The 18,782-nt window shown below is 68.4% G+C and carries 19 protein-coding genes, 1 tRNA gene and 2 pseudogenes; 10 read left to right on the forward strand and 12 right to left on the reverse strand.

All coding sequences use genetic code 11. The features are described 5' to 3' along the window. Positions 1 to 34: 34 nt before the first annotated feature. From WFI54_RS07525 to WFI54_RS07550, 6 genes are read left to right on the forward strand one after another with little or no spacing between them, the layout of a single operon-like run. Positions 35 to 586: a hypothetical protein gene (locus WFI54_RS07525; RefSeq protein WP_336652167.1), complete on the forward strand. Its 552-nt coding sequence runs from the start codon at positions 35 to 37 to the stop codon at positions 584 to 586. 26 nt (positions 587 to 612) lie between these two features. Continuing rightward, a complete protein-coding gene (locus tag WFI54_RS07530) occupies positions 613 to 2,388 on the forward strand; it encodes a TraM recognition domain-containing protein (protein ID WP_336652208.1) in 1,776 nt (591 codons plus the stop codon). Positions 2,389 to 2,410: 22 nt separating this feature from the next. Continuing rightward, positions 2,411 to 2,884 (forward strand): single-stranded DNA-binding protein, encoded by a 474-nt coding sequence (locus WFI54_RS07535; protein ID WP_336652168.1) that lies wholly within the window; start codon positions 2,411 to 2,413, stop codon positions 2,882 to 2,884. 5 nt (positions 2,885 to 2,889) lie between these two features. Next, positions 2,890 to 3,477, forward strand: coding sequence for a hypothetical protein (locus WFI54_RS07540; RefSeq protein WP_336652169.1), 588 nt, complete (start codon positions 2,890 to 2,892; stop codon positions 3,475 to 3,477). Beyond that, a complete protein-coding gene (locus tag WFI54_RS07545) occupies positions 3,461 to 3,661 on the forward strand; it encodes a helix-turn-helix domain-containing protein (protein WP_336652170.1) in 201 nt (66 codons plus the stop codon). Before WFI54_RS07540 ends, WFI54_RS07545 begins: the two co-directional genes overlap by 17 nt. Continuing rightward, positions 3,654 to 4,847 carry a tyrosine-type recombinase/integrase gene (locus WFI54_RS07550; RefSeq protein ID WP_336652171.1) on the forward strand — a complete coding sequence of 398 codons (1,194 nt, stop codon included), beginning with the start codon at positions 3,654 to 3,656 and terminating at the stop codon, positions 4,845 to 4,847. The genes WFI54_RS07545 and WFI54_RS07550 overlap by 8 nt, the downstream gene beginning before the upstream one ends. Before the next feature lie 232 nt (positions 4,848 to 5,079). On the opposite strand, the gene WFI54_RS07555 is transcribed toward WFI54_RS07550, so the two are convergent. Together WFI54_RS07555 and WFI54_RS07560 are read right to left on the reverse strand one after the other, a co-directional pair. After that, a tRNA-Pro gene (locus tag WFI54_RS07555) sits at positions 5,080 to 5,153 on the reverse strand. Between the two features lie 167 nt (positions 5,154 to 5,320). Continuing rightward, complete coding sequence (locus WFI54_RS07560) at positions 5,321 to 5,758, reverse strand: pyridoxamine 5'-phosphate oxidase family protein (RefSeq protein WP_336652172.1); 438 nt, start codon at positions 5,756 to 5,758, stop codon at positions 5,321 to 5,323. A 78-nt stretch (positions 5,759 to 5,836) separates the two neighbouring features. Here WFI54_RS07560 and WFI54_RS07565 point away from each other — a divergent pair, with 78 nt between their 5' ends. Continuing rightward, positions 5,837 to 6,748, forward strand: a complete 912-nt coding sequence (locus WFI54_RS07565) for an NUDIX hydrolase (RefSeq protein WP_336652173.1) — start codon at positions 5,837 to 5,839, stop codon at positions 6,746 to 6,748. On the opposite strand, the gene WFI54_RS07570 is transcribed toward WFI54_RS07565, so the two are convergent. Both WFI54_RS07570 and rraA read right to left on the reverse strand, forming a co-directional pair. Continuing rightward, positions 6,708 to 7,475 (reverse strand): lysoplasmalogenase, encoded by a 768-nt coding sequence (locus WFI54_RS07570; protein ID WP_336652174.1) that lies wholly within the window; start codon positions 7,473 to 7,475, stop codon positions 6,708 to 6,710. The genes WFI54_RS07565 and WFI54_RS07570 overlap by 41 nt on opposite strands. A gap of 26 nt (positions 7,476 to 7,501) precedes the next feature. Further along, positions 7,502 to 7,972 carry a ribonuclease E activity regulator RraA gene (gene rraA / locus WFI54_RS07575; RefSeq protein WP_336652175.1) on the reverse strand — a complete coding sequence of 157 codons (471 nt, stop codon included), beginning with the start codon at positions 7,970 to 7,972 and terminating at the stop codon, positions 7,502 to 7,504. 171 nt (positions 7,973 to 8,143) lie between these two features. On the opposite strand from rraA, the gene WFI54_RS07580 reads away from it, so the two are divergent. The 3 genes from WFI54_RS07580 (at position 8,144) to WFI54_RS07590 (ending at position 11,103) form a co-directional block, all read left to right on the forward strand. Continuing rightward, a complete protein-coding gene (locus WFI54_RS07580; RefSeq protein WP_336652176.1) occupies positions 8,144 to 8,737 on the forward strand; it encodes a TetR/AcrR family transcriptional regulator in 594 nt (197 codons plus the stop codon). Positions 8,738 to 8,906: 169 nt separating this feature from the next. After that, on the forward strand, positions 8,907 to 10,454 hold the full coding sequence (locus tag WFI54_RS07585; RefSeq protein ID WP_336652177.1) for an MFS transporter: 1,548 nt from the start codon (positions 8,907 to 8,909) through the stop codon (positions 10,452 to 10,454). A gap of 280 nt (positions 10,455 to 10,734) precedes the next feature. After that, the gene (locus tag WFI54_RS07590; protein ID WP_336652178.1) at positions 10,735 to 11,103 is read left to right on the forward strand and encodes a DUF4190 domain-containing protein; all 369 of its coding nucleotides are present in this window, start codon (positions 10,735 to 10,737) and stop codon (positions 11,101 to 11,103) included. A gap of 93 nt (positions 11,104 to 11,196) precedes the next feature. Here WFI54_RS07590 and WFI54_RS07595 read toward each other — a convergent pair. The 8 genes and pseudogenes from WFI54_RS07595 to WFI54_RS07630 form a co-directional block, all read right to left on the reverse strand. Further along, positions 11,197 to 11,487 (reverse strand): annotated as a pseudogene (locus WFI54_RS07595) (DUF817 family protein); the annotation flags it as partial. A gap of 139 nt (positions 11,488 to 11,626) precedes the next feature. Then, complete coding sequence (gene der / locus WFI54_RS07600) at positions 11,627 to 13,180, reverse strand: ribosome biogenesis GTPase Der (protein ID WP_336652179.1); 1,554 nt, start codon at positions 13,178 to 13,180, stop codon at positions 11,627 to 11,629. Further along, on the reverse strand, positions 13,177 to 13,935 hold the full coding sequence (gene cmk / locus WFI54_RS07605; protein WP_442918648.1) for a (d)CMP kinase: 759 nt from the start codon (positions 13,933 to 13,935) through the stop codon (positions 13,177 to 13,179). Before cmk ends, der begins: the two co-directional genes overlap by 4 nt. Beyond that, on the reverse strand, positions 13,920 to 15,008 hold the full coding sequence (locus tag WFI54_RS07610; protein WP_336652180.1) for a prephenate dehydrogenase: 1,089 nt from the start codon (positions 15,006 to 15,008) through the stop codon (positions 13,920 to 13,922). The genes cmk and WFI54_RS07610 overlap by 16 nt, the downstream gene beginning before the upstream one ends. Positions 15,009 to 15,436: 428 nt before the next feature. Continuing rightward, positions 15,437 to 16,228: pseudogene (locus WFI54_RS07615) on the reverse strand (pseudouridine synthase); the annotation flags it as partial. Between the two features lie 61 nt (positions 16,229 to 16,289). Continuing rightward, positions 16,290 to 17,012 carry an SMC-Scp complex subunit ScpB gene (gene scpB / locus WFI54_RS07620; RefSeq protein WP_336652181.1) on the reverse strand — a complete coding sequence of 241 codons (723 nt, stop codon included), beginning with the start codon at positions 17,010 to 17,012 and terminating at the stop codon, positions 16,290 to 16,292. After that, positions 17,005 to 17,865 carry a segregation and condensation protein A gene (locus WFI54_RS07625; protein WP_336652182.1) on the reverse strand — a complete coding sequence of 287 codons (861 nt, stop codon included), beginning with the start codon at positions 17,863 to 17,865 and terminating at the stop codon, positions 17,005 to 17,007. The genes scpB and WFI54_RS07625 overlap by 8 nt, the downstream gene beginning before the upstream one ends. An 8-nt stretch (positions 17,866 to 17,873) precedes the next feature. Beyond that, the gene (locus WFI54_RS07630; RefSeq protein ID WP_336652183.1) at positions 17,874 to 18,728 is read right to left on the reverse strand and encodes a ParA family protein; all 855 of its coding nucleotides are present in this window, start codon (positions 18,726 to 18,728) and stop codon (positions 17,874 to 17,876) included. Positions 18,729 to 18,782: the final 54 nt, after the last annotated feature.

Raw genomic sequence — 18,782 nt, forward strand, 5'->3', positions numbered from 1 at the left:
GTTCGTTCATCCACTCGATAGGAGAACTTTGCCGATGTCGAAGCGTGCCCGCTCGAAGACCGACCCGACTGCCGTGGTGATGGTGCGAATCGTCGTCGCTGAGGACGGCACCTTGTCGGTGACCGTGGACGGGGCGCCGTATCTGCCGCCGGAGTTCTCGCCGCCGTGGCGGCGCTCCGCCTACCCGCACATCGTGGACGCCATCAGCCAGCACACCGGCCAGACCCTTCACGTCGATGTCATCGAGATCGACGGACGAGTCATCACCGACTACCGCACCCCACCCAAACCCAGACCTGTGAGCCTCGACCCTGTCGCGGCTCCGGTCGTAGCGGCCGCGCAGCCGTCAGCACCGCAGCCCGCCGCGCCCGTGGAGGCGGTGCCACGGTTTGCGCAGCTCGCGGGCAGCGGCTTCGTTCCCGGTGAGGATGTCGCGGTCGCGGTCATCATCTCCCACACCGAGACCGCACCGAACGGGATCGCCCGTGCCCTGATCGACTCCCGGTATCTTGCGGCGTGCCCGACGGGCGAGGCGATCCTCGTGGGCCGCATCTCCGGCACCCTCGTGCTCGGGCGGCCCGAGTGAGCGGGCAGCTCCGCCCGACCGGGTCGATGGGCGACGAACTCACCAACGCCGCACTCGTCGCCCTCGCCGCCCTCGGCGTCGCAGCGGTGCTGCTCCGGGTCGCGGGCAGCATCGCCGTGTTCCTCACCGGCACCCCGCAACCCGAAGCCGGCCTCGGCGCCGGCGCAGCCGTGCTCCTGAACCCCGGCGACCCCGCCACCGCGCTCGGCGCGCCCGGCCTCAACATGGTCGCCTACTGGATCGTCGCGGGGCTCCTCATCACAGGCAGTGGTGTCGGGGGCTGGTGGGTGTGGTCCGCGATCCGGCACCACACCCGACAGCAGGCGCTCGACCCGTACCGGATCGTCGGTGTCGCGACCCGCCGCGAGGTCGCACGGGCAGGCTCCATCAAGGCGCTCCTCGCCCGCGCAGGGAACCTGCGTCCTTCCCTGGAACATCCCGAGCCCGTGGAGGTCGGCTACCGGATCGGCAGCTCGCGCGGGGTCGAGGTGTGGGCGTCCGTCGAGGACTCGATGCTGCTCATCGGACCACCCCGCTCCGGCAAGGGCGTGCACATCGTGATCAACTCGATCCTCTCCGCACCCGGCGCGGTCATCACGACGAGCACCCGCCCCGACAACGTGACCGCCACGATCAAGGCCAGGCAGCGGGTAGGGCCGGTCGCGGTGTTCGACCCGCAGCACCTTGCAGACGGCATTCCCGCCGGGTTGCGCTGGTCACCCGTGCGCGGCTGTAGCGATCCGCTGACTGCGATGATCCGTGCCTCTGGGCTCGCCTCGGCGACGGGGCTGGGGAAGGGCGGGGTCGAGGGCGGCGACTTCTGGGAGGCGAAGACGAGGGTCGCGTTGCAATGCCTCCTCCACGCGGCAGCCCTCGACGGCCGGCAGCCCGCTGATCTGTTCCGGTGGACGCTCGACCCCGCCGCGGCCGGGGATGCCGTATCGATCCTCGCCGCCCACCCGATGGCTGCCGGCGGGTGGGCCGAGGCGCTGCAGGCGATGCTCGAATCCGACCCGCGCACGATGGACTCGATCTGGCAGGGCGTCTCCCTCGCCCTCTCCGCGCTCGCCGACCCGCGCGTACTCGACGCCGTAAGCCCAGACCCCGACGAGGTGTTCGATCCCGAGACCTTCCTCAAGCAGAAGGGCACCCTCTATCTCCTCGCGACCGCTGCCGGGGCAAACAACAGCGCACCGCTGGTCGCGGCGCTCATCGAGGATGTGGTCGAGGCTGCCCGCCGGCTTGCGGCAGGCAGCCCGGGCGCGCGTCTCGACCCGCCCCTGTTGCTCGCGCTCGACGAGGTGGCGAACTTGTCGCCGTTGCCGTCCTTGCCGACGCTCATGGCTGAGGGTGGCGGGTCGGGGATCACGACCATGCCCGTTCTGCAATCGCTCGCGCAGGCGCGGGAGAAGTGGTCGGAGAACGCGGCGTCGGCGATCTGGGATGCCGCGATCGTGAAGATCATCCTCGGCGGTGCCTCGAACTCGAAAGACCTCCAAGACCTGAGCACCCTGATCGGGGAGCGCGACGAGATCACCGACTCCACCACCGTCGGCGATCACGGCTCACGCTCCGCGCAACGCTCGATCCGCCGAGTGCCCGTCATGCCGCCCGACGTGATCCGCCGCTTCCCGTTCGGCACCGGCCTCGTGCTGCTGCGCTCCGCACCACCGATCGTCGCGCGCCTCCGCCGGTGGACCGAACGCGCCGACGCGAAGCAACTCACGAAGGATCGGGCAGAAGTCGAGGCCCAGCTCCACCACCGTCAGGCCCCAGGCCCGGCGGGAGCACCTGCCGAGTAGAGGCGGCACACCGGGTGCCGCAATGAGCGAGGAGGTCGTGACGATGGAGATCCGTTCAGAGCCGTCGATCCGAGGGTTTCTGTCCCGAACGCCGGAGCAGAAGTCGAAGCCGGGAGAGGTCTTCCTGCTGGTCGCGCAGATCGGGCAGAAGTTCCGTCGCCGCGAGGAAGACGGCACCTTCACCCTCATCGGTTCCGCATACATCGACCTGATCATGATCGGCGACAAGGCCGAGGAGGCCTTCGCGGATTTCGTCAAGGGCGATGATGTCGTGGCGATCGGCGAGTTCACGAAGCGACAGTACGAGCAGGACGGGCAGCGAATCGAGCGCCCTCAGTTCCGCGCCTCCCGGCTCCTCTTCGATACCTCCCGTGCCCGATACGCCGTCGAGCGCACCCCGCGCCAGCTCGCACCAAAGACGCTCACGGCGGCGGAGGTTACGGCGGTGGAGTTCCGCTCGCCCGAGCCTCGGCGTGCGAGCGGACTGGGGAGGTGAACACGATGACCGATGAGTCGACGCAACCGGACCCAGAGGCCGAAGTCGAGATCGAGGACATCGACCTGTACGACGAGCTCATGGCCGGAATGGCGCTTCCCGAGCCGCCGCGTCCGATCAACTGGAATCTCCTGACCGCCGGAGACGCCGAGGCAGAGTGGCTGGCGCTGAACCAGTGGGTGGACTGGCTGCGGAAGACCTACGGGCTGCCCGCCTCTGTCGTGCCGCCGTTCTGGCACCGTCATCCCGAACTCGTCCTCGAACTGTCGGCGCTGCACCTGCACTGGTGCGCAAGCTACGACCCCGAGCAGTCCGCGTCCGGGCCGATTGCCTGGCATACGGACTTCGCAGCGGCACGCGACCGGCTCCGCGAATGGGTCGTCACCTCCGGCACTCGGCTCGATCGCGACCGTCCGACACGGCAGACGGCCTGGCCCGGCGAGAAACCGCAACCGCCGCTCGAGGACGAGACGATCCCGAACCGGACCGAGGATTTCGTCGCGTTCGTCGCCGCCGACGTGCAGGCACGTCAGGACATCGAGGATGCGTTCGGCCGAGCGCGACGGGCGAGCGACCATGCCCACGGCGATTGAGGCCGTCGAACCTCTCTGGAACTCGCAAGAGGCGGCGGAGGTCCTGAACGTCTCGCAGGCCACGCTCTCTCGCTGGCGGCGAGAGCACGAGGGCCCTCCGTTCGTGCAGGTCGGTGGCATCGCCCGCTACAACCCGCCCACCGTGCGAGCCTGGGTGCTGGAACGCGAGGGCACGCATGGCTGATCCGCGCAACCACAAGATGCCCCCGATCGGGGTGAAGCTCTCCACGAGCATCGAGAGCCGCGGCAGCGGCTACCTCGCGCGCGTGCGCTGGACCGACCCGCAGACCAAGAAACGGCCCAGCCGATCCGAGTTCGTCGAAACCCCGGAAGAGGCGGAAGCGTTCTTCGAGAAGCTGCAGCAGGCGACCGAGACCGGCGCGAACATCCTCATCACGTTCGCCGACTATGTGGAGTCCATCGGCGAGCGCTGGCAGCGCGGCCTCGACCCGACTTCAACAGCTTCCGGCTACGAGATCAGCCTCCGGCTACGAGTGGTTCCCGCGCTCGGGCATCTGCAAGTCAGCCGCATCTCCACCGGCCTGATCGACCGCACCATCGATCAGTGGGAGACCGAGTTCGGGCCGTCAACGATCAAGACCTCGATCGCGGCTCTCGTGCGCGTACTCGACGTGGCGGTGCGCGACGAGGTGATCCCGTCGAACCCTGCCAAGAATCGCGCTCGCCGCACGCTCAGTCAGCAGTCGGCGCTGTCGCCCGGCTCTCTGCGAGCCCTCGCCGTCCCGGACATGGAGACGCTGAACAAGATCTCCGATGCGTGCGCTGAGGTGCATCAGAGCTATTCGGATCACGTCATGCTCTGCGCCATGCTCTGCGCTCGCGGTTCCGAAGTCGCCGGACTCGAAGTCGGCGACATCGACTGGGTGAATCGCATCGTGGAGATCGAGCGGCAGATCTACCCCGGCAAGGGCGGCCTCGTCACGAAGCAGACCAAGGGCCGCAAGGAACGCTACGTGCCGATACTCGACCCGCTCGAACCCATCCTCATCCGCCTCTCAGCAGGGAAGGAACCTGGCGATCCTCTGCTACGCGGCCCTCGGGGTGGGGTGCTCACCACTGCCACCGTGCGCGACGCAACGAAGTGGGATGAACTCGTGACGAACCTCGGCCTGCCGAACCACACCCGCCACGGCCTCCGGCACACCGGAGCCACCTGGCTCGCGGATGCCGGCGTGCCGCTTCATGTGCTCCAGCGCATCCTCGGCCATGCCTCCATCGAAACGACCAAGGGCTATCTGCACCCCGACCACCGGCACCTGAGCGAAGCTGCGACGCTCGCCAACCAGTACTTCGCCAGCCCATCGAAGAGGAAGGAGACCACCGAGAAACCCCGCGGGCGACAGCTCTAGATACTCCTGCGCCAGCATCCTGGTTCGGGAAGGGCCGGGAGCATCATGCTGCCCGGATTTTGGCCCACTAGATTTCCACTTTTTGGCCCACTAGCTTGCTAGACAGGCCGGAACGAGCAGCGATCACGAGCGGGTCCTAGACCCGATCTTGGACCCATTCCGAAGCCCGGCGAAGGTCACCAGAAACGAAGGAAGCCCTGACGAGAAATAGCTTCTCATCAGGGCTTTTTCGTCGGGATGACAGGATTTGAACCTGCGACCCCCTGACCCCCAGTCAGGTGCGCTACCAAGCTGCGCCACATCCCGTTATTCAGTTGATTTGGACCGAGGAAAGCTCTACTGCACTTAACCCCCAGTCAAGTGCGCTACCAAGCTGCGCCACAACCCGTTGCTACTGCGCCTTCGCGAAGCAACCCCTCTATCTTACCCATACTTTGGGGGCGCAAATGACCACTGTGGCAAAAGCGGTGCGGTTAGCCCTCTTGCTGGTCTTCGCGGCGCGGCTCCTCCCCGAAGCGGTACTCGCGGCCGCCGATCGAAAGCGTCTCGATGCGCACGAAGGTGGGTTTCAGCGTCGGCACGAACGGCTTCAGCGGCAGCATCTCGGCCGCAGCGATCTCAGCTTCGGTCTCTAGTGCCCGCGCATTGCCTCGCAGCACGACGCTCCAGCCCGATTCCTCACCGATTTCGTCGACTTCGAACAGCACGGTGTGGTTGATGGTCAGTTCGGCGAGTTTGTTGCCCGCCGCGGTGCGAAAGACCACGGTGCGGCCGTCGACTACGAAGTTGATCGGCACGAGGTCGACCACATCTCTCACGCTCGTGACGAGCCGGCCCACGCGCTGCGATGCCAGCCGCTCCCAGCACTCGTCCTCCGCTAGCACGGTCACGACACTCTGGTTCTCACTCATACCTCATTCTCTCCCCAACACCGCTCAGGCGAAAGGGGCACCACGAACGCACCCAGCCCCGCCCGCTACGCTGACACCATGAGCGATCTCCGAAATGCCGGCGATGCGTGGGTCACGGCAGCCGACGGCGGGCGCTATTGGGGCCGTTTCGGTGCGGCCGGTCTCCTCGCCCACGATCGATCGCTCGACGCGATTCTGCTGCAGCACCGCGTCACGTGGAGCGACCACGGAGACACCTGGGGTATTCCCGGGGGTGCGCGCCATGAGGGCGAGTCCGCAGTCGATGGCGCGATCCGCGAGTCTCAGGAGGAAGCGGGGGTGCCTGATCACTCGGTGACCCCCCGCTACACGCACGTGCTCGACCGCGGCGGCTGGACCTACACCACGCTCATCGCCGACGTGGCAACCCCATTTGCGCCCCGCATCACCGACCCCGAGAGTCACGCGCTCGCCTGGGTGCCAGTGGGTGAGGTCGAACGCCTGCCGCTGCATCCCGCCTTCGCGGTGAGTTGGCGGCTGCTGCGGCCGCTGCTTGCGGCGCGTCCCGCGGTAGTGGTCGATGCGGCGAATGTTGTCGGATCGGTGCCCGATGGCTGGTGGCGGGATCGCCGCGGCGCCGCGGAGCGTCTGCGCGACCGGCTCGAGCAGCTGGCGGCCGACGCGGCTGGGATCCGCAGCGGCTTCCTCGATCTCCCCGAAACCCTCGTGCCCGGCCTCGACCGCGCCTACCCGGAATGGACGATGGTGGTGGAGGGTGCCGCGAAGGGCATCGACAGCAGCACCCGCGTGCGAGTGGTCGATGCTCCCGGGCTCGGCGACGACACGATCGTCGCGGAGGCCGCCGCCCTCACTTCCTCAGACCATACGGTGACTGTTGTGACGAGCGACGCCGAGTTGCAGGCTCGGGCGCAGGCGGTGGGTGCTGCGACGCGCGGTGCGAAGAAGTTGCTCAGCTTGTTTGCGGCGGATCCGGGCGCTTCAGCATCCTGACGCGCAGCGCACGAACGATGCCGTACGCGATCAGCCCCTGCCCCAGCGTGTAGGTGAGCATCACAGCGCCAGCCGTCCAAGCCGGCATGATCTCGGGCATGAAGATGCGGAGCGAGAGAATCGCGTCGGACACGAGAAACCAGGCCCCGCCCCACGCCACGACGGGCCCGCAGCGCGACGCCATCGCCGCTGTGCCGGCGAGCAGCAGCCCGTACACCATGACTGGCACGGTGAGGTTGCCGGTGCGCGGGATGAGCAGCACGATGAGCACCGCGTAGGCGAGCGCGTAGACGGCGGCCCAGGCAGGCAAGCGGCGCCTGGCGACGCCCCGCGCCCGCCACATGAGCAGCAGGTAGCCCACATGTGCGAGCCCGAAGCAGAGCAGCATCATGGGCAGCTCGTCGTCGAACATCGGGAAGAAGGTGGCGGCACCGTCGCCGAGCCAGGAGAACATAATCGCGGCCACCAGCAGCGCGATCGCCCCGGGAGCACCGCGCAGCGCACTCGACGCACTCGGGGCACCCACGCCCCCGCCACCCGCAACCGCAGCCACACCCGCAGCCGCGGGCATTGCGGCAGCCCAGAGCACTGCGAGCGCCAGCGCCGGCATCAGGGCGAGTTTGCTGGGCGGCGCGAAGGAGCTGCCTGCGAAGAGCGCAATGACGTGCACGACGGAGATCGCCGCGTACGGCAGGAATGGAATGAGGAAGCGGATCCGCGATCCCATATGCGCTCCTCGCGCCCGGCCGGGCCTCAGCCCTCGACCAGGATCCCGTCTTCGTCGCACCACACGGTCGCGCCGGGCTGGAACACGACCCCGCCGATCTCGACGGGCACGTCGGTTTCACCCTCGCCGGTTTTGGTGGATTTGGCGGGGTTCGATCCGAGCGCCTTCACGCCGAGCGGCAGCGTGCCAAGGGCGACGCGGTCGCGGATGGCGCCGTGCACGATGAGGCCGGCCCAACCGTTGTCGACTGCGAGGCTGCCGATGACGTCGCCCACGAGCGCGGTTTCCAGCGATCCGCCGCCGTCGATCACGAGCACTGCGCCCTCGCCCGGTGACGAGAGCAGCGCTTTGAGGCGGGCGTTGTCCTGGAAGCAGCGCACTGTGCGCACCGGGCCGGTGAACCCGCTGAGCCCGCCGATGTTCTGAAACTGCAGCGACACCGACCGCAGCTCGTCGCCCCGTTCGTCGTACAGGTCTGCGGTGCTGATCTGAGCCATGCCGGCTCCTCCCCTCGATGCGCGGCCAAGTGGCCGCTTCGTATCCTCCACGCTACCGGCAGCCTCGGACATTTGGGCGAGACTGCGCAGAACTCCGCAAAGTTGCGCAACAGAACGAAGCTCCTGTACAAAAGTACATGTACAGATGTCCATGAGCGAAAGGAGACACCCGTGAGCGACACCGCCACAGATGCTCCTGCGCCCGGACGTCGCGATCCCGAGGGCCGCCGCCGCGCTATCCTCACTGCAGCCACCGAAATCGTCGTGGAGCAGGGCCCCGCCGCACTCACGCATCGCGCCATCGCGACGCGCGCCGGCGTCGCCCTCGGCTCAACCACGCAGTACTTCGCCTCCATCGACGAGCTGCGCGACCTGGCACTGCAGCAGCTCGCCGACGAGATCGACACCTCACTCACCCAGCTTGAGCCCCTGCTCGAAGGCTTCCCGCACAACCCGGCCCCGGCCATCGCCGAAATCCACGACTTCCTCCGAGACGCGCGCGCAGTGCACGCCGACGTGGCCCTCATGAGCACGGGCAGCACCGACCCCCGCATGCGGGCTCTCGCGCAGCGATGGACCGACAGGGTGATCGACCTGCTCGCCGTGCACGTCAGCCGCGAACGCGCCACCGCTATCGCCGTCTACCTTGACGGGGCCACGATCCACGCCGCACTCCACGACGCGCCGCTCGACCGAGACCACCTCGAACGGGTTCTCCTGGCACTGTGCGCGATGCCGGATCCGGCGCTCCCCGCCACCTCGTAGCTGTAGCGACCCGATCCGGCTCCCCGCCCCGGCGCCCCTCACCGACAGGCCCACGCACCGCACCGCCGGCAGCAGCCCCGCGATCCGCCGCTCAGCCGCAACAGCGGAGCAGCACCGGAGCACCCGTCTCAAACCTCAACCACCCACCATCGAACACGAAAGCGAACTCATGTCCACCCCCGCCCCCATCACGCCCGCACCGTCGCCGCTCAGCCGCTCGCGACGCTGGGCCGCCGTCGCCGTGCTCACCGCGAGCCTGCTCGTCATCACGATGGACATGACGATCCTCAACATCGCGCTGCCCGAGATGGCTGCCGAACTTCACCCCACCTCCGACCAGCAGCTGTGGATCATCGACGTCTACTCCCTGGTGCTCGCGGGTCTGCTCGTCTCCTTCGCGGCGATCGCCGACCGATGGGGCCGCAAGCGCATGCTGCTCACCGGCTACGCCATCTTCGGCGGCGCCTCGCTGCTCGTGCTGTTGGCGAACAGCGCCGAATCGGTGATCGCGATCCGTGCCCTGCTGGGCGTGGGCGGTGCCATGATCATGCCGATCACCCTGTCTCTGATCCGCGTCATCTTCACCGACCCGAAGGAGCGCGCGACGGCGCTCAGCATCTGGGCGGCCGTGTCGGGTCTTGGCGCCGCGGTGGGCCCGCTCGTGGGCGGGCTGCTGCTTGAGCACTTCTCGTGGCACGCGGCGTTTCTCATCAACGTGCCGCTCATGGTCGCTGGTGTCATCGCGGGCATCATGATCCTGCCCGAGTCGCGGGTGCCCAACCCCGGCCGCTGGGACGCGATCGCTGCGGTGCTCTCGCTCGCGGGCATGACGCTCGTGGTGTGGGCCGTGAAGACCTTCGGCAAGGAGGCGAGCTTCCTGGTGCCGGAGGCCCTCGTGGCGTTCACTGCCGGTGCCGCACTGCTGGCCTGGTTCATTGTGCGCTGCGTGCGCAGCGACTCGCCGCTGCTCGAACTGCGGCTCTTCCGTAACCGGGAGTTCTCGGCCGGCATTGTCGCCGCGCTCGGGTCGATGTTCGCGATGGCGGCGGCCCTGCTGCTCATCGCCCAGTGGATGCAGCTCGTCGACGGCGCGACACCGGTGGAGGCGGGCGTGCGCCTCTTCCCCATCGCGATCGCCGGCGCCATCGCGTCGCTCGCGGCTCCCCCGCTCGCCCGCATCTTCGGCGCTCGCACGGTGCTCGCCGGCGGGGTGGCCCTGGCCGGGGTTGGCATGCTCATCATCGCGCTGCAGCCGGGCACGCTGTCGACGATCACCGTGCTGATCGCGCTGACTCTGGTGGGCGCGGGCACCGGTTCGCTCGCGATCGGGTCGGCGATGATCATGCACGGCTCCCCCGAGGAGAAGGCCGGCAACGCAGGCGCCCTCGAAGAGACCTCGTATGAGCTTGGTGCGGTGCTCGGCGTCGCAATTCTGGGCAGCATTTCCGCGCTCATGTACCGGGCCGAGCTGGTTGCGAGCGGCGCGCTTGCGGGGCTCGACGCGAAGCTGAGCGCGCAGGCGGAGGCGTCGCTGGGTGCCGCGGTGGCGATCGCCGACGAGGCGGGGATTCCCGCGCTCGCCAGCGAGGCCGGGGTGGCGTTCACCCACTCGCTGCAGGCGACGGGGATCACCGGCGGCATCATCATGCTCGCGGTCGCCGCGGCAGTGTTCGTGATGACGCCCAAGGGCACCGACGTCTCGGGCGTCTCTCACTGACCGGTGTGCTCGTCGGTGCCGGTCGGGTCGCGGCCGGCACCGACGAGCGGTGCCGGCTGAGGTGGCGGATCGCGAGGCTGCGGCGGCTCCCGGCACAGGGGCAGATTCGAGACGAGACGCCGCAGCACGGAGTGCCTCCGCGAAGGTTCCCGGGTGCCACTTCGAGGGTGGTACCCGGGTATGAGCGGGTCAGTACCTGGGCAGGACGCGGGGCTTGGGGCTGCGAACGTAACGTTGAAGCATCATCACATCACAGGCTTCTCTCGAAAGGATCCGCACCATGAGCACCACAGTTCTCCCCTCCGACACCACCCCCGAGTTCGCCGCCGCTCAGCAGTCCGCGCAGCCGCAGCAGGCTCCGCAAGCTGCGCAGCCTGAACCGACCGCAGCCGATACTTCCCGCACCTTCGCGATCACCAGCTTTGTGCTCGGCATCGCTTCGGTGGTGAGCGGCTGGACCTTCATCGCACCGATCACCGGCCTGGTCTTCGGGGTGCTCGCGCTGCGTCGCAAGACGGGTGAGCGCACGCTGGCGCTCTGGGGTGTGTGGCTGAACGCCGCGATGCTGGCGCTCACGGCGCTCGCCGTGCTGGTGATCGTCGCGCTGCTGGGGTTCGGCCTCCTCACGATCCCCTTCATGGCCGCCTGAGCCGAGTGAGCGGCCCGATGGGCCGCAATGCCTGGCACGACTGCGCGCCCGGTGCGATCTCCACTCGAGATCGCTCCGGGCGCGCAGTCGTATTCAGAGCGTCACCCGCTCTTCGTCCGATAGATCGGGCGTTCGGGGCGGGTACACCCACGTCACCATCACCACAGAGATGATCATCAGCAGGAACCAGGCGATGAGCTTCTGCGGCGACACCAGCTCCCAGCCGCCCTGCTGATGGGGGTAGAGCCACGCCCCGCCCCAGGTCGCGACATTCTCGGCAATCCAGACGAAGAGGGCCACTCCGGCGAACACCAGCAGCAGCGGCACGCGCAGCGTGGCGCGCCACACCCGGAAGTGCATGACCGTGCGCCCCCAGAGCAGCAGCGCACCGAACACGCACGCCCAAGCCTGCTTGAGCAGGAACACCGCGCACTCGATGGCTACGGAGCCGCGGCCCCCGCACCCTGAAACGACACGTCGCCCCGAGGCAGCCTGGCTACCTCGGGGCGACGTGTATACGCGCTTAGCGGCGTTGGCGACGCTCGCGGATGCGCATGTTGAGCACGATGGGCGTGCCTTCGAAGCCGTAGCGCTCACGCAGACGGCGCTGGATGAAGCGACGGTAGCCGGGGTCGAGGAAGCCCGAGGTGAACAGCACAAATGTGGGCGGGCGGTTCTGCACCTGCGTGCCGAAGAGGATGCGCGGCTGCTTGCCCCCGCGCAACGGGTGCGGGTGCTCCTGCACGAGTTCGGCGACGAAGGCGTTGAACTTGGCGGTGGGGATGCGGGTATCCCACGACTCAAGCGCCGCTTCGAGCGCCGGCACCAGCTTTTCGAGGTGCCGCCCGGTGCGGGCCGAGATGTTGACGCGGGGCGCCCAATCGACGTGCGCAAGATCCTGCTCGATCTCGCGCTCCAGGTAGCGGCGGCGATCGTCGTCGAGCAGATCCCACTTGTTGAACGCGAGCACGAGCGCGCGGCCCGACTCGAGCACGAGGTCGATGATGCGCAGATCTTGGTCGCTGATCTCCTGGGTCACGTCGATGAGCACGACCGCAACCTCGGCCTTCTCAAGCGCGGCTGCGGTGCGCAGCGAGGCGTAGAAGTCTGCACCCTTCTGCAGGTGCACGCGACGGCGGATACCCGCCGTGTCGACGAAGGTCCAGACGCGACCGGCGATCTCCACCTGCTCGTCAACGGGGTCGCGGGTGGTGCCCGAAAGCTCGTTGACCACCACGCGCTCTTCGCCGGCAGCCTTGTTCAGCAGGCTCGACTTGCCCACATTGGGGCGGCCGAGCAGCGCGACGCGACGGGGGCCAGCAAGCTTCGGCTGCGCCACAGCCGACTCTTCGGGCAGCGCCTCGACGATGAGGTCAAGCAGATCGGCCACACCGCGCCCGTGCAAGGCGGAGACAGGGTGCGGCTCGCCCAGACCGAGCGACCACAGCTGTGCCACCTCGGGCTCGAGCACTGCGTCGTCGACCTTGTTGGCGACCAGGAAGACGGGCTTATTGGTGCGACGCAGCAGCTGCACCACGCGCTCGTCGGTTGCGGTGGGCCCCACGCGCGAATCGACAACGAACATCACCACGTCGCAGAGTTCGATGGCCACCTCGGCCTGCAGTGCAACGGAGGCGTCGATGCCACGGGCGTCAGGCTCCCAGCCGCCGGTGTCGACGAGCGTGAAACGAGTGTCGAGCCACTCGGCGGAGTAGCTGACGCGGTCGCGGGTCACGCCGGGCACGTCTTCGACAACGGCTTCACGGCGTCCGAGGATGCGGTTGACGAGCGCCGACTTGCCCACGTTGGGGCGACCCACGATCGCAACGACGGGCAGGGCTTCGGCGAGCGGTTCGGAGAATCCGAGAAACTCGCCGTCGTCACTGATGATTGCGAGGTCGTCGTCCTCGAGGTCGAAGCCGTCGAGGTTCGAGCGCATCGCGCGCAGGCGCTCCTCGTCGGTGACGTCAACGTCGAAGTCGTCGCCGACGATGATCTCGTCTTCTGAGATGGCGGAGGCGTCGAACACCTCGGTCTCGCCTGGTTCGGCTGCCGCGCCGGGAATCTGCTCGTTCATTGCTTGCTCTCTTCTGCGGCACTCGGCGCCGCTCGTACGATATCGACCACAGCCTGCACCGACTGCTCGAAGTTAAGGTCGCTCGTGTCTACGAGCGTCACCCCCGGTGCGGGGGTGAAGAAGTCGACCACGAGCGCGTCTTTCGCGTCGCGGGCGATGATGTCGGCGAGCACCTGCTCGTGCGACATACCGGCCAGTTCACCGGCTCGGCGCTGAGCGCGCACCTCCGGCGAGGCTGTCATGAGAATGCGCACCGGCGCTTCCGGGGCGACGACGGTGGTGATGTCACGCCCCTCGATCACCACACCGGGCAGCCCCGACTGTGCGACGATGCGCCGGAACATCTCGTTGAGTTGCTCGCGCACGGCGGGGTGCTTCGAGACGCGGCTCACCTGACCGCTCACTGCGGGGTCGCGGATCTCGGCGGTGACGTCGATGGGCTCTCCTGTGCCGCCCTCGGCCGCAGGCAGCGCCACGGTGACCCACTGCTCACCGCGCAGGGTGATGGTGAATCCCCAGCCGGCCAGCAGCGCGAGCACCGCGGCTTCATCGTCGAGGTCGATGCCTGAGTGGAGTGCCGCCCACGCAAGCGAGCGGTAGGCCGCACCGGTGTCGAGGATGCCGAATCCGAGGCTGTCGGCCGCAGCGCGTGACACGCTCGACTTGCCGCTGCCCGCGGGGCCGTCGATCGCGACCAGCAGGGGCGCAGGCACAGTGTTGGCGTGCATCGCAGCGTTGTTCACAGCGTCCTCCATCCGCGTTCGGCGAGCCCCTCGATCGCTCGTTCGGCTACCTCAGGCAGCACCGCGATCTCTGCGAACCCGATCTGCGCGCCCGGCGAATGCTCAAGGCGCAAGTCTTCCATGTTAATGCCCAGTTCTCCGAGTTCGGTGAGCAGGCGCGCGATCTGCCCGGGCCTGTCGTCGACCAGCACGGTGAGTGTGGTGAAGCGCTCGGACGATCCGTGCTTGCCGGGGATGCGCGCCACGCCTCGATTGCCGGCCGCGAGCAGGTCGGCGATGCGCCGCTTCGCGCCCGCCTGGGCGGGGTCGCGCAGTGCCTGGGTGAAGGAGGAGATGTCGGCGGCGAGCGCGTCGAGCAGTTCGACCACCGGCTCGCGGTTTGCGCCCAGAATCTGCACCCACAGCTCGGGGTCGCTCGATGCGATGCGGGTGGTGTCGCGCAGCCCCGCCCCTGCCAGGCCGATCGCTTGTTCGGTTGCCGGCACCAGGCGCGCTGCGAGCAGGCTCGACATCACCTGCGGCAGATGGGAGACGAGGCCCACGGAGCGGTCGTGCTCTTCCGGCGTCATTTCGATGAGCACTGCGCCGAGATCGAGTGCGACCGCTTCGACGAGCGCGAGTGCTTCGGCAGGGGTGTCGCGGTCGCGGCACACCACCCAGGGGCGGGCGGTGAAGAGATCGGCGCGAGCCATGATCGCGCCGCCGCGTTCGCGCCCGGCCATGGGGTGCGAGCCGACGTAGTTGGTGAGATCGATGCCACGGCGCGTGAGCTCGAGGAACGGCGCCAGCTTGACGCTCGCGACGTCGGTGACCACGGAGCTCGGGTATTCAGCGAGAGCGCGCTCGACGACGTCGGCAGTGACGTCGGGAGGCGTCGCGACGACCACGAGCGCGGGGGCCTGATCTTCGGCGGTGCGCACTCGCCCGGCTCCGTAGTCTGCGGCGAGCGCGACCGTGGTGGGCGACAGATCTTCAAGGGTGACGTCGACGCCGTGTTCACGCAAACCGAGCCCCACGCTCGCACCGAGCAGCCCGGCTCCGATGATGTGCACGGTCCCGCGCGTGCGCGCCTGCAATTCGTTCATCGTGCACCTCCCTTTCCGCCGCCGCGTGGCCCCTGCTTTCGCGGGCCGCCACTGGCGCGGCCCGGCTGGGCGGATCCGCCTCGCGGTGGTTTTCCAGTCTGCGGGCGACCACTGACTTTTCTGCCGGACCCTGATCCGCCACGCTTCCCGCGGGCGTCAGCGCCCGCAGCACCACCGGCACCCCCGGCGCCCCCAGCGCCCGAGCCGCCGCCAGCCTTCGCCCCGCGCCCGCTCACACCCTGCGCGCCGCGACGGTTGTGCGGGTTGCCCTTGGCCGCCACACCGCGCATGCCTCTCGCTCCGGCGCCGTCACCCGGTCGCCCGCCCGTCGCCGCGCCACGCGCCCTGCGGTCGCCGCCACGCGATCCGCCACCGCGCGATCCGCCGCCATCCTCAGGGCCGTCACCGCGATCAGCGTCGCTTCCGCCGTCTTCTGCCGCCGACAGCAGCGCGCCGCGCTCGGCAGCCGACAGCTCGCGCATCTCGCCCGCGCGCAGCGTGCCGAGGTGCAGCGGGCCGAACTGGCGTCGCACGAGCTCTTCGACGGGATGGCCCACTTCGGCGAGCATGCGCCGCACAATGCGGTTGCGACCGGAGTGCAGGGTCACCTCGACGAGGGAGTGCGAACGGGTCGAGCCGTCGGGCAGCAGCTTCGCGCGGTCGGCGTGGATGGGGCCGTCTGCGAGCTGCACGCCGTCTTTGAGGCGCTGAATCACGGCAGCGGTCACCCGCCCGCGCACCTTCGCGATGTAGGTCTTCTGCACGCCAAAGCTCGGGTGGGCGAGACGGTGCGCGAGCTCGCCGTCGTTCGTGAGGATCAGCAGCCCGCTGGTGTCGGTGTCGAGGCGGCCCACGTTGTAGAGGCGGTCGTCAACCTGATCGGCGAACTCGCGCAGATCCGGCCGGCCGCTCTCATCGCGCATCGTGGAGACCACGCCTCGCGGCTTGTTGAGCACGAAGTAGCGCTTCGAGACGTCGAGCTGCACCACCACGCCATCGACGCGCACATCGTCGTTCTCGGGGTCGATACGGCTACCCAGTTCGCGCTGCACCTCACCGTTCACGGTCACGCGACCGCTGGTGATGAGCGTTTCGCAGGCGCGCCGCGATGCGACGCCCGCGTGCGCGAGCGCCTTCTGCAAGCGCACCCGGCCGTCGTCCTCGGGCCGCGCTTCGCGGCTCTCGCCCGAGACGGGACGATCCCAGCCCCACTCGGCCATGTCGATCTCGACGGCCTGGCCGTCGACCTCGAACTGCCCGCCGGGCCCGCCCGGTTCTTGTTCAGAGCGATTCATGCTCGAATCCTTCCGCAGGGTCGTCGAGCAGCGGCGCGATAGGCGGCAGCTCGGAGATGTCGTCGATGCCGAGGTGCCGTAGCAGGGCCTCGGAAGTGCCGTAGAGGGTGGCCGTGGTTTCGGGGTCTTGCCCCACCTCGGTGATGAGCCCGCGCGCGAGCAGCGTACGCACCACCGAGTCGACGTTGACGGCGCGAATCGACGCGATCGCACCGCGCGAGATCGGCTGGCGGTAGGCGACCACGGCGAGCGTTTCGAGTGCGGCCTGCGACAGCTTCGCAGGGGTCTGCTGCTGCACGAAGTCGGCCACCACGGGGTCGAGACTTTCGCGCACGTAGAAGCGGTAGCCGCCAGCGACCTCGCGCAGTTCGAAGCCGCGGGGGGAGGCTGCGGCCGCGGTGGCTGAGGCATCAGAGGCGGCGGATCCGGGCGCGGCGAGCGCGCCATCGTACTCGGCGATGAGTCCGGCCAGTGCGGCCTTCACTTCGCGCAGCGGCCTGTCGGTTGCCGTCGCGAGTGCGACGACGCTCAGCGGCTCGTCGGCCACGATCAGCAGGGCTTCCAGTTGCTGCGCGAGGGTGTGGGTCTCACGGGCGCGCGCGAGTTCGGCGTCAGCCGAGCTCTGGCCGCTTGCCGCTTCGGTGTTGGGCTCCGGAGTCGCAGTCGGCGCCTCCGACGATCCCTGCGCCGTCTCCTCATGCTCAGTCATAGTCGCTCCCCAGAGTAGCCAGTTCGTCGTCCGACCAGTACTCGCCGGTCCACTGCACGTACAGTTCTCCCAGCGGTTCGGCTTGCTCGAAGGTCACGGCGGCTCGCCGATACAGTTCGAGGATCGCGAGAAATCGTGCCACGATCACTCCGCGCTCCCCCACCGCGTCGACTCCCGCAATGAGTTCGCGGAACGATCGCGCCCCGCCGCGCCCAGCTGCTGGGCGCAGCATTGCCACCACGACGGCGGCCTGTTCGCGGATCGACACGAGCGGGGCGTGCAGGTGGTCGAGCCCGACCGTAGGGATCTCGCGGGGTGCGAAGGCGAGTGTGGCGATCGCGGCGAAGTCGGCGGCAGACAGCGCCCATGCGAGTTCGGGGGTGCGCTCACGATATTTGGGGTCGAGCGGCACAAGGCGCGGATGCCTGGCGTTCTCGGCGTCGAGGCGAGCCTGAAACCAGGCGCTGGCCTGCTTGAACGCCCGGTATTGCAGCAGGCGGGCGAAGAGCAGGTCGCGCGCTTCGAGCAGCGCAATATCTTCTGCGTCGACGGCTTCGCCCTGCGGCAGCAGGCTCGCGATCTTCAGATCGAGCAGTGTGGCGGCGACCACGAGAAACTCTGAGGCACGGTCGAGTTCGACGAGCCCCTGCCCTTCGAAGGAGGCCAGGTAGGCGATGAACTCGTCGGTGACGAGGCTGAGCGACACCTCGGTGATGTCGAGTTCGTGCTTGCCGATGAGATTGAGAAGCAGGTCGAAGGGGCCGTCGAACACTTCGAGGCTGACACGGAAGCCGCCCTCGTCGGCACTGGCCGCGGCTTCGCTCGATCTGTGCTCGCCTGCAGACACGGTCATAGCGGCACTCAGGCGACGACGCCCCGCTGCACGAGCTCGCGGGCGAGTTTGAGGTATGCCTCCGAAGCAGCGTTGGCCGGCGCGTAGTCAAGGATCGGCTTCGCCGCGATCTGTGCGTCGGGCAGCTTCACGGTGCGACCGATGACGGTGTCGAAGACTTTGTCGCCGAAGGTGTCGACCACCCGCTCAAGCACCTCGCGCGCATGCAGGGTGCGGGCGTCGTACATGGTGGCGAGAATGCCATCGAGTTCGAGTGCCGGGTTGAGGCGATCCTTCACCTTGTCGACGGTTTCCACGAGCAGTGCGACACCGCGCAGCGCGAAGTACTCGCAGGCGAGCGGGATCAGCACGCCGTGGCTGGCGGTGAGCGCGTTGACGGTGAGCAGCCCCAGCGAGGGCTGGCAGTCGATGAGGATGACGTCGTAGTCGTCGGCCACTTTGCGCAGCACGCCGGCGAGGATCTGCTCGCGGGCCACCTCGGTAACGAGGTGCACCTCTGCTGCTGAGAGGTCGATATTGGCGGGAATCACGTCGAGGCCCGCGGTGTCGGTGCGCTGAATGACCTCCCGCGGATCACGCTCCTTGCCGAGCATCAGATCGTAGATCGTGGGCACGTCATGCGCGGGCACGCCGAGCCCAGCCGAGAGGGCGCCCTGGGGGTCGAAGTCGACGGCGAGCACGCGACGGCCGTAGCGCGCGAGCGCTGCGGCGAGGTTGATCGTGCTGGTGGTTTTGCCGACGCCGCCCTTTTGGTTGCACATCGCGATGATGCGCGCCGGCCCGTGCCTGTCGAGCTTCGGGGGCGGGGGGATCACGCGCTCGGGGCGGCCGGTCGGTCCCAGCTCAAACAGCGTGTTCGCCATACCCGGCCCCTCTCTCGTGCTCGCTAACGCTCCATCCTATCGCGCGATGGGCTG

The sequence above is a fragment of the Leucobacter sp. MMO-125 genome (assembly GCF_037148395.1).
Taxonomy (GTDB): Bacteria; Actinomycetota; Actinomycetes; order Actinomycetales; family Microbacteriaceae; genus Leucobacter.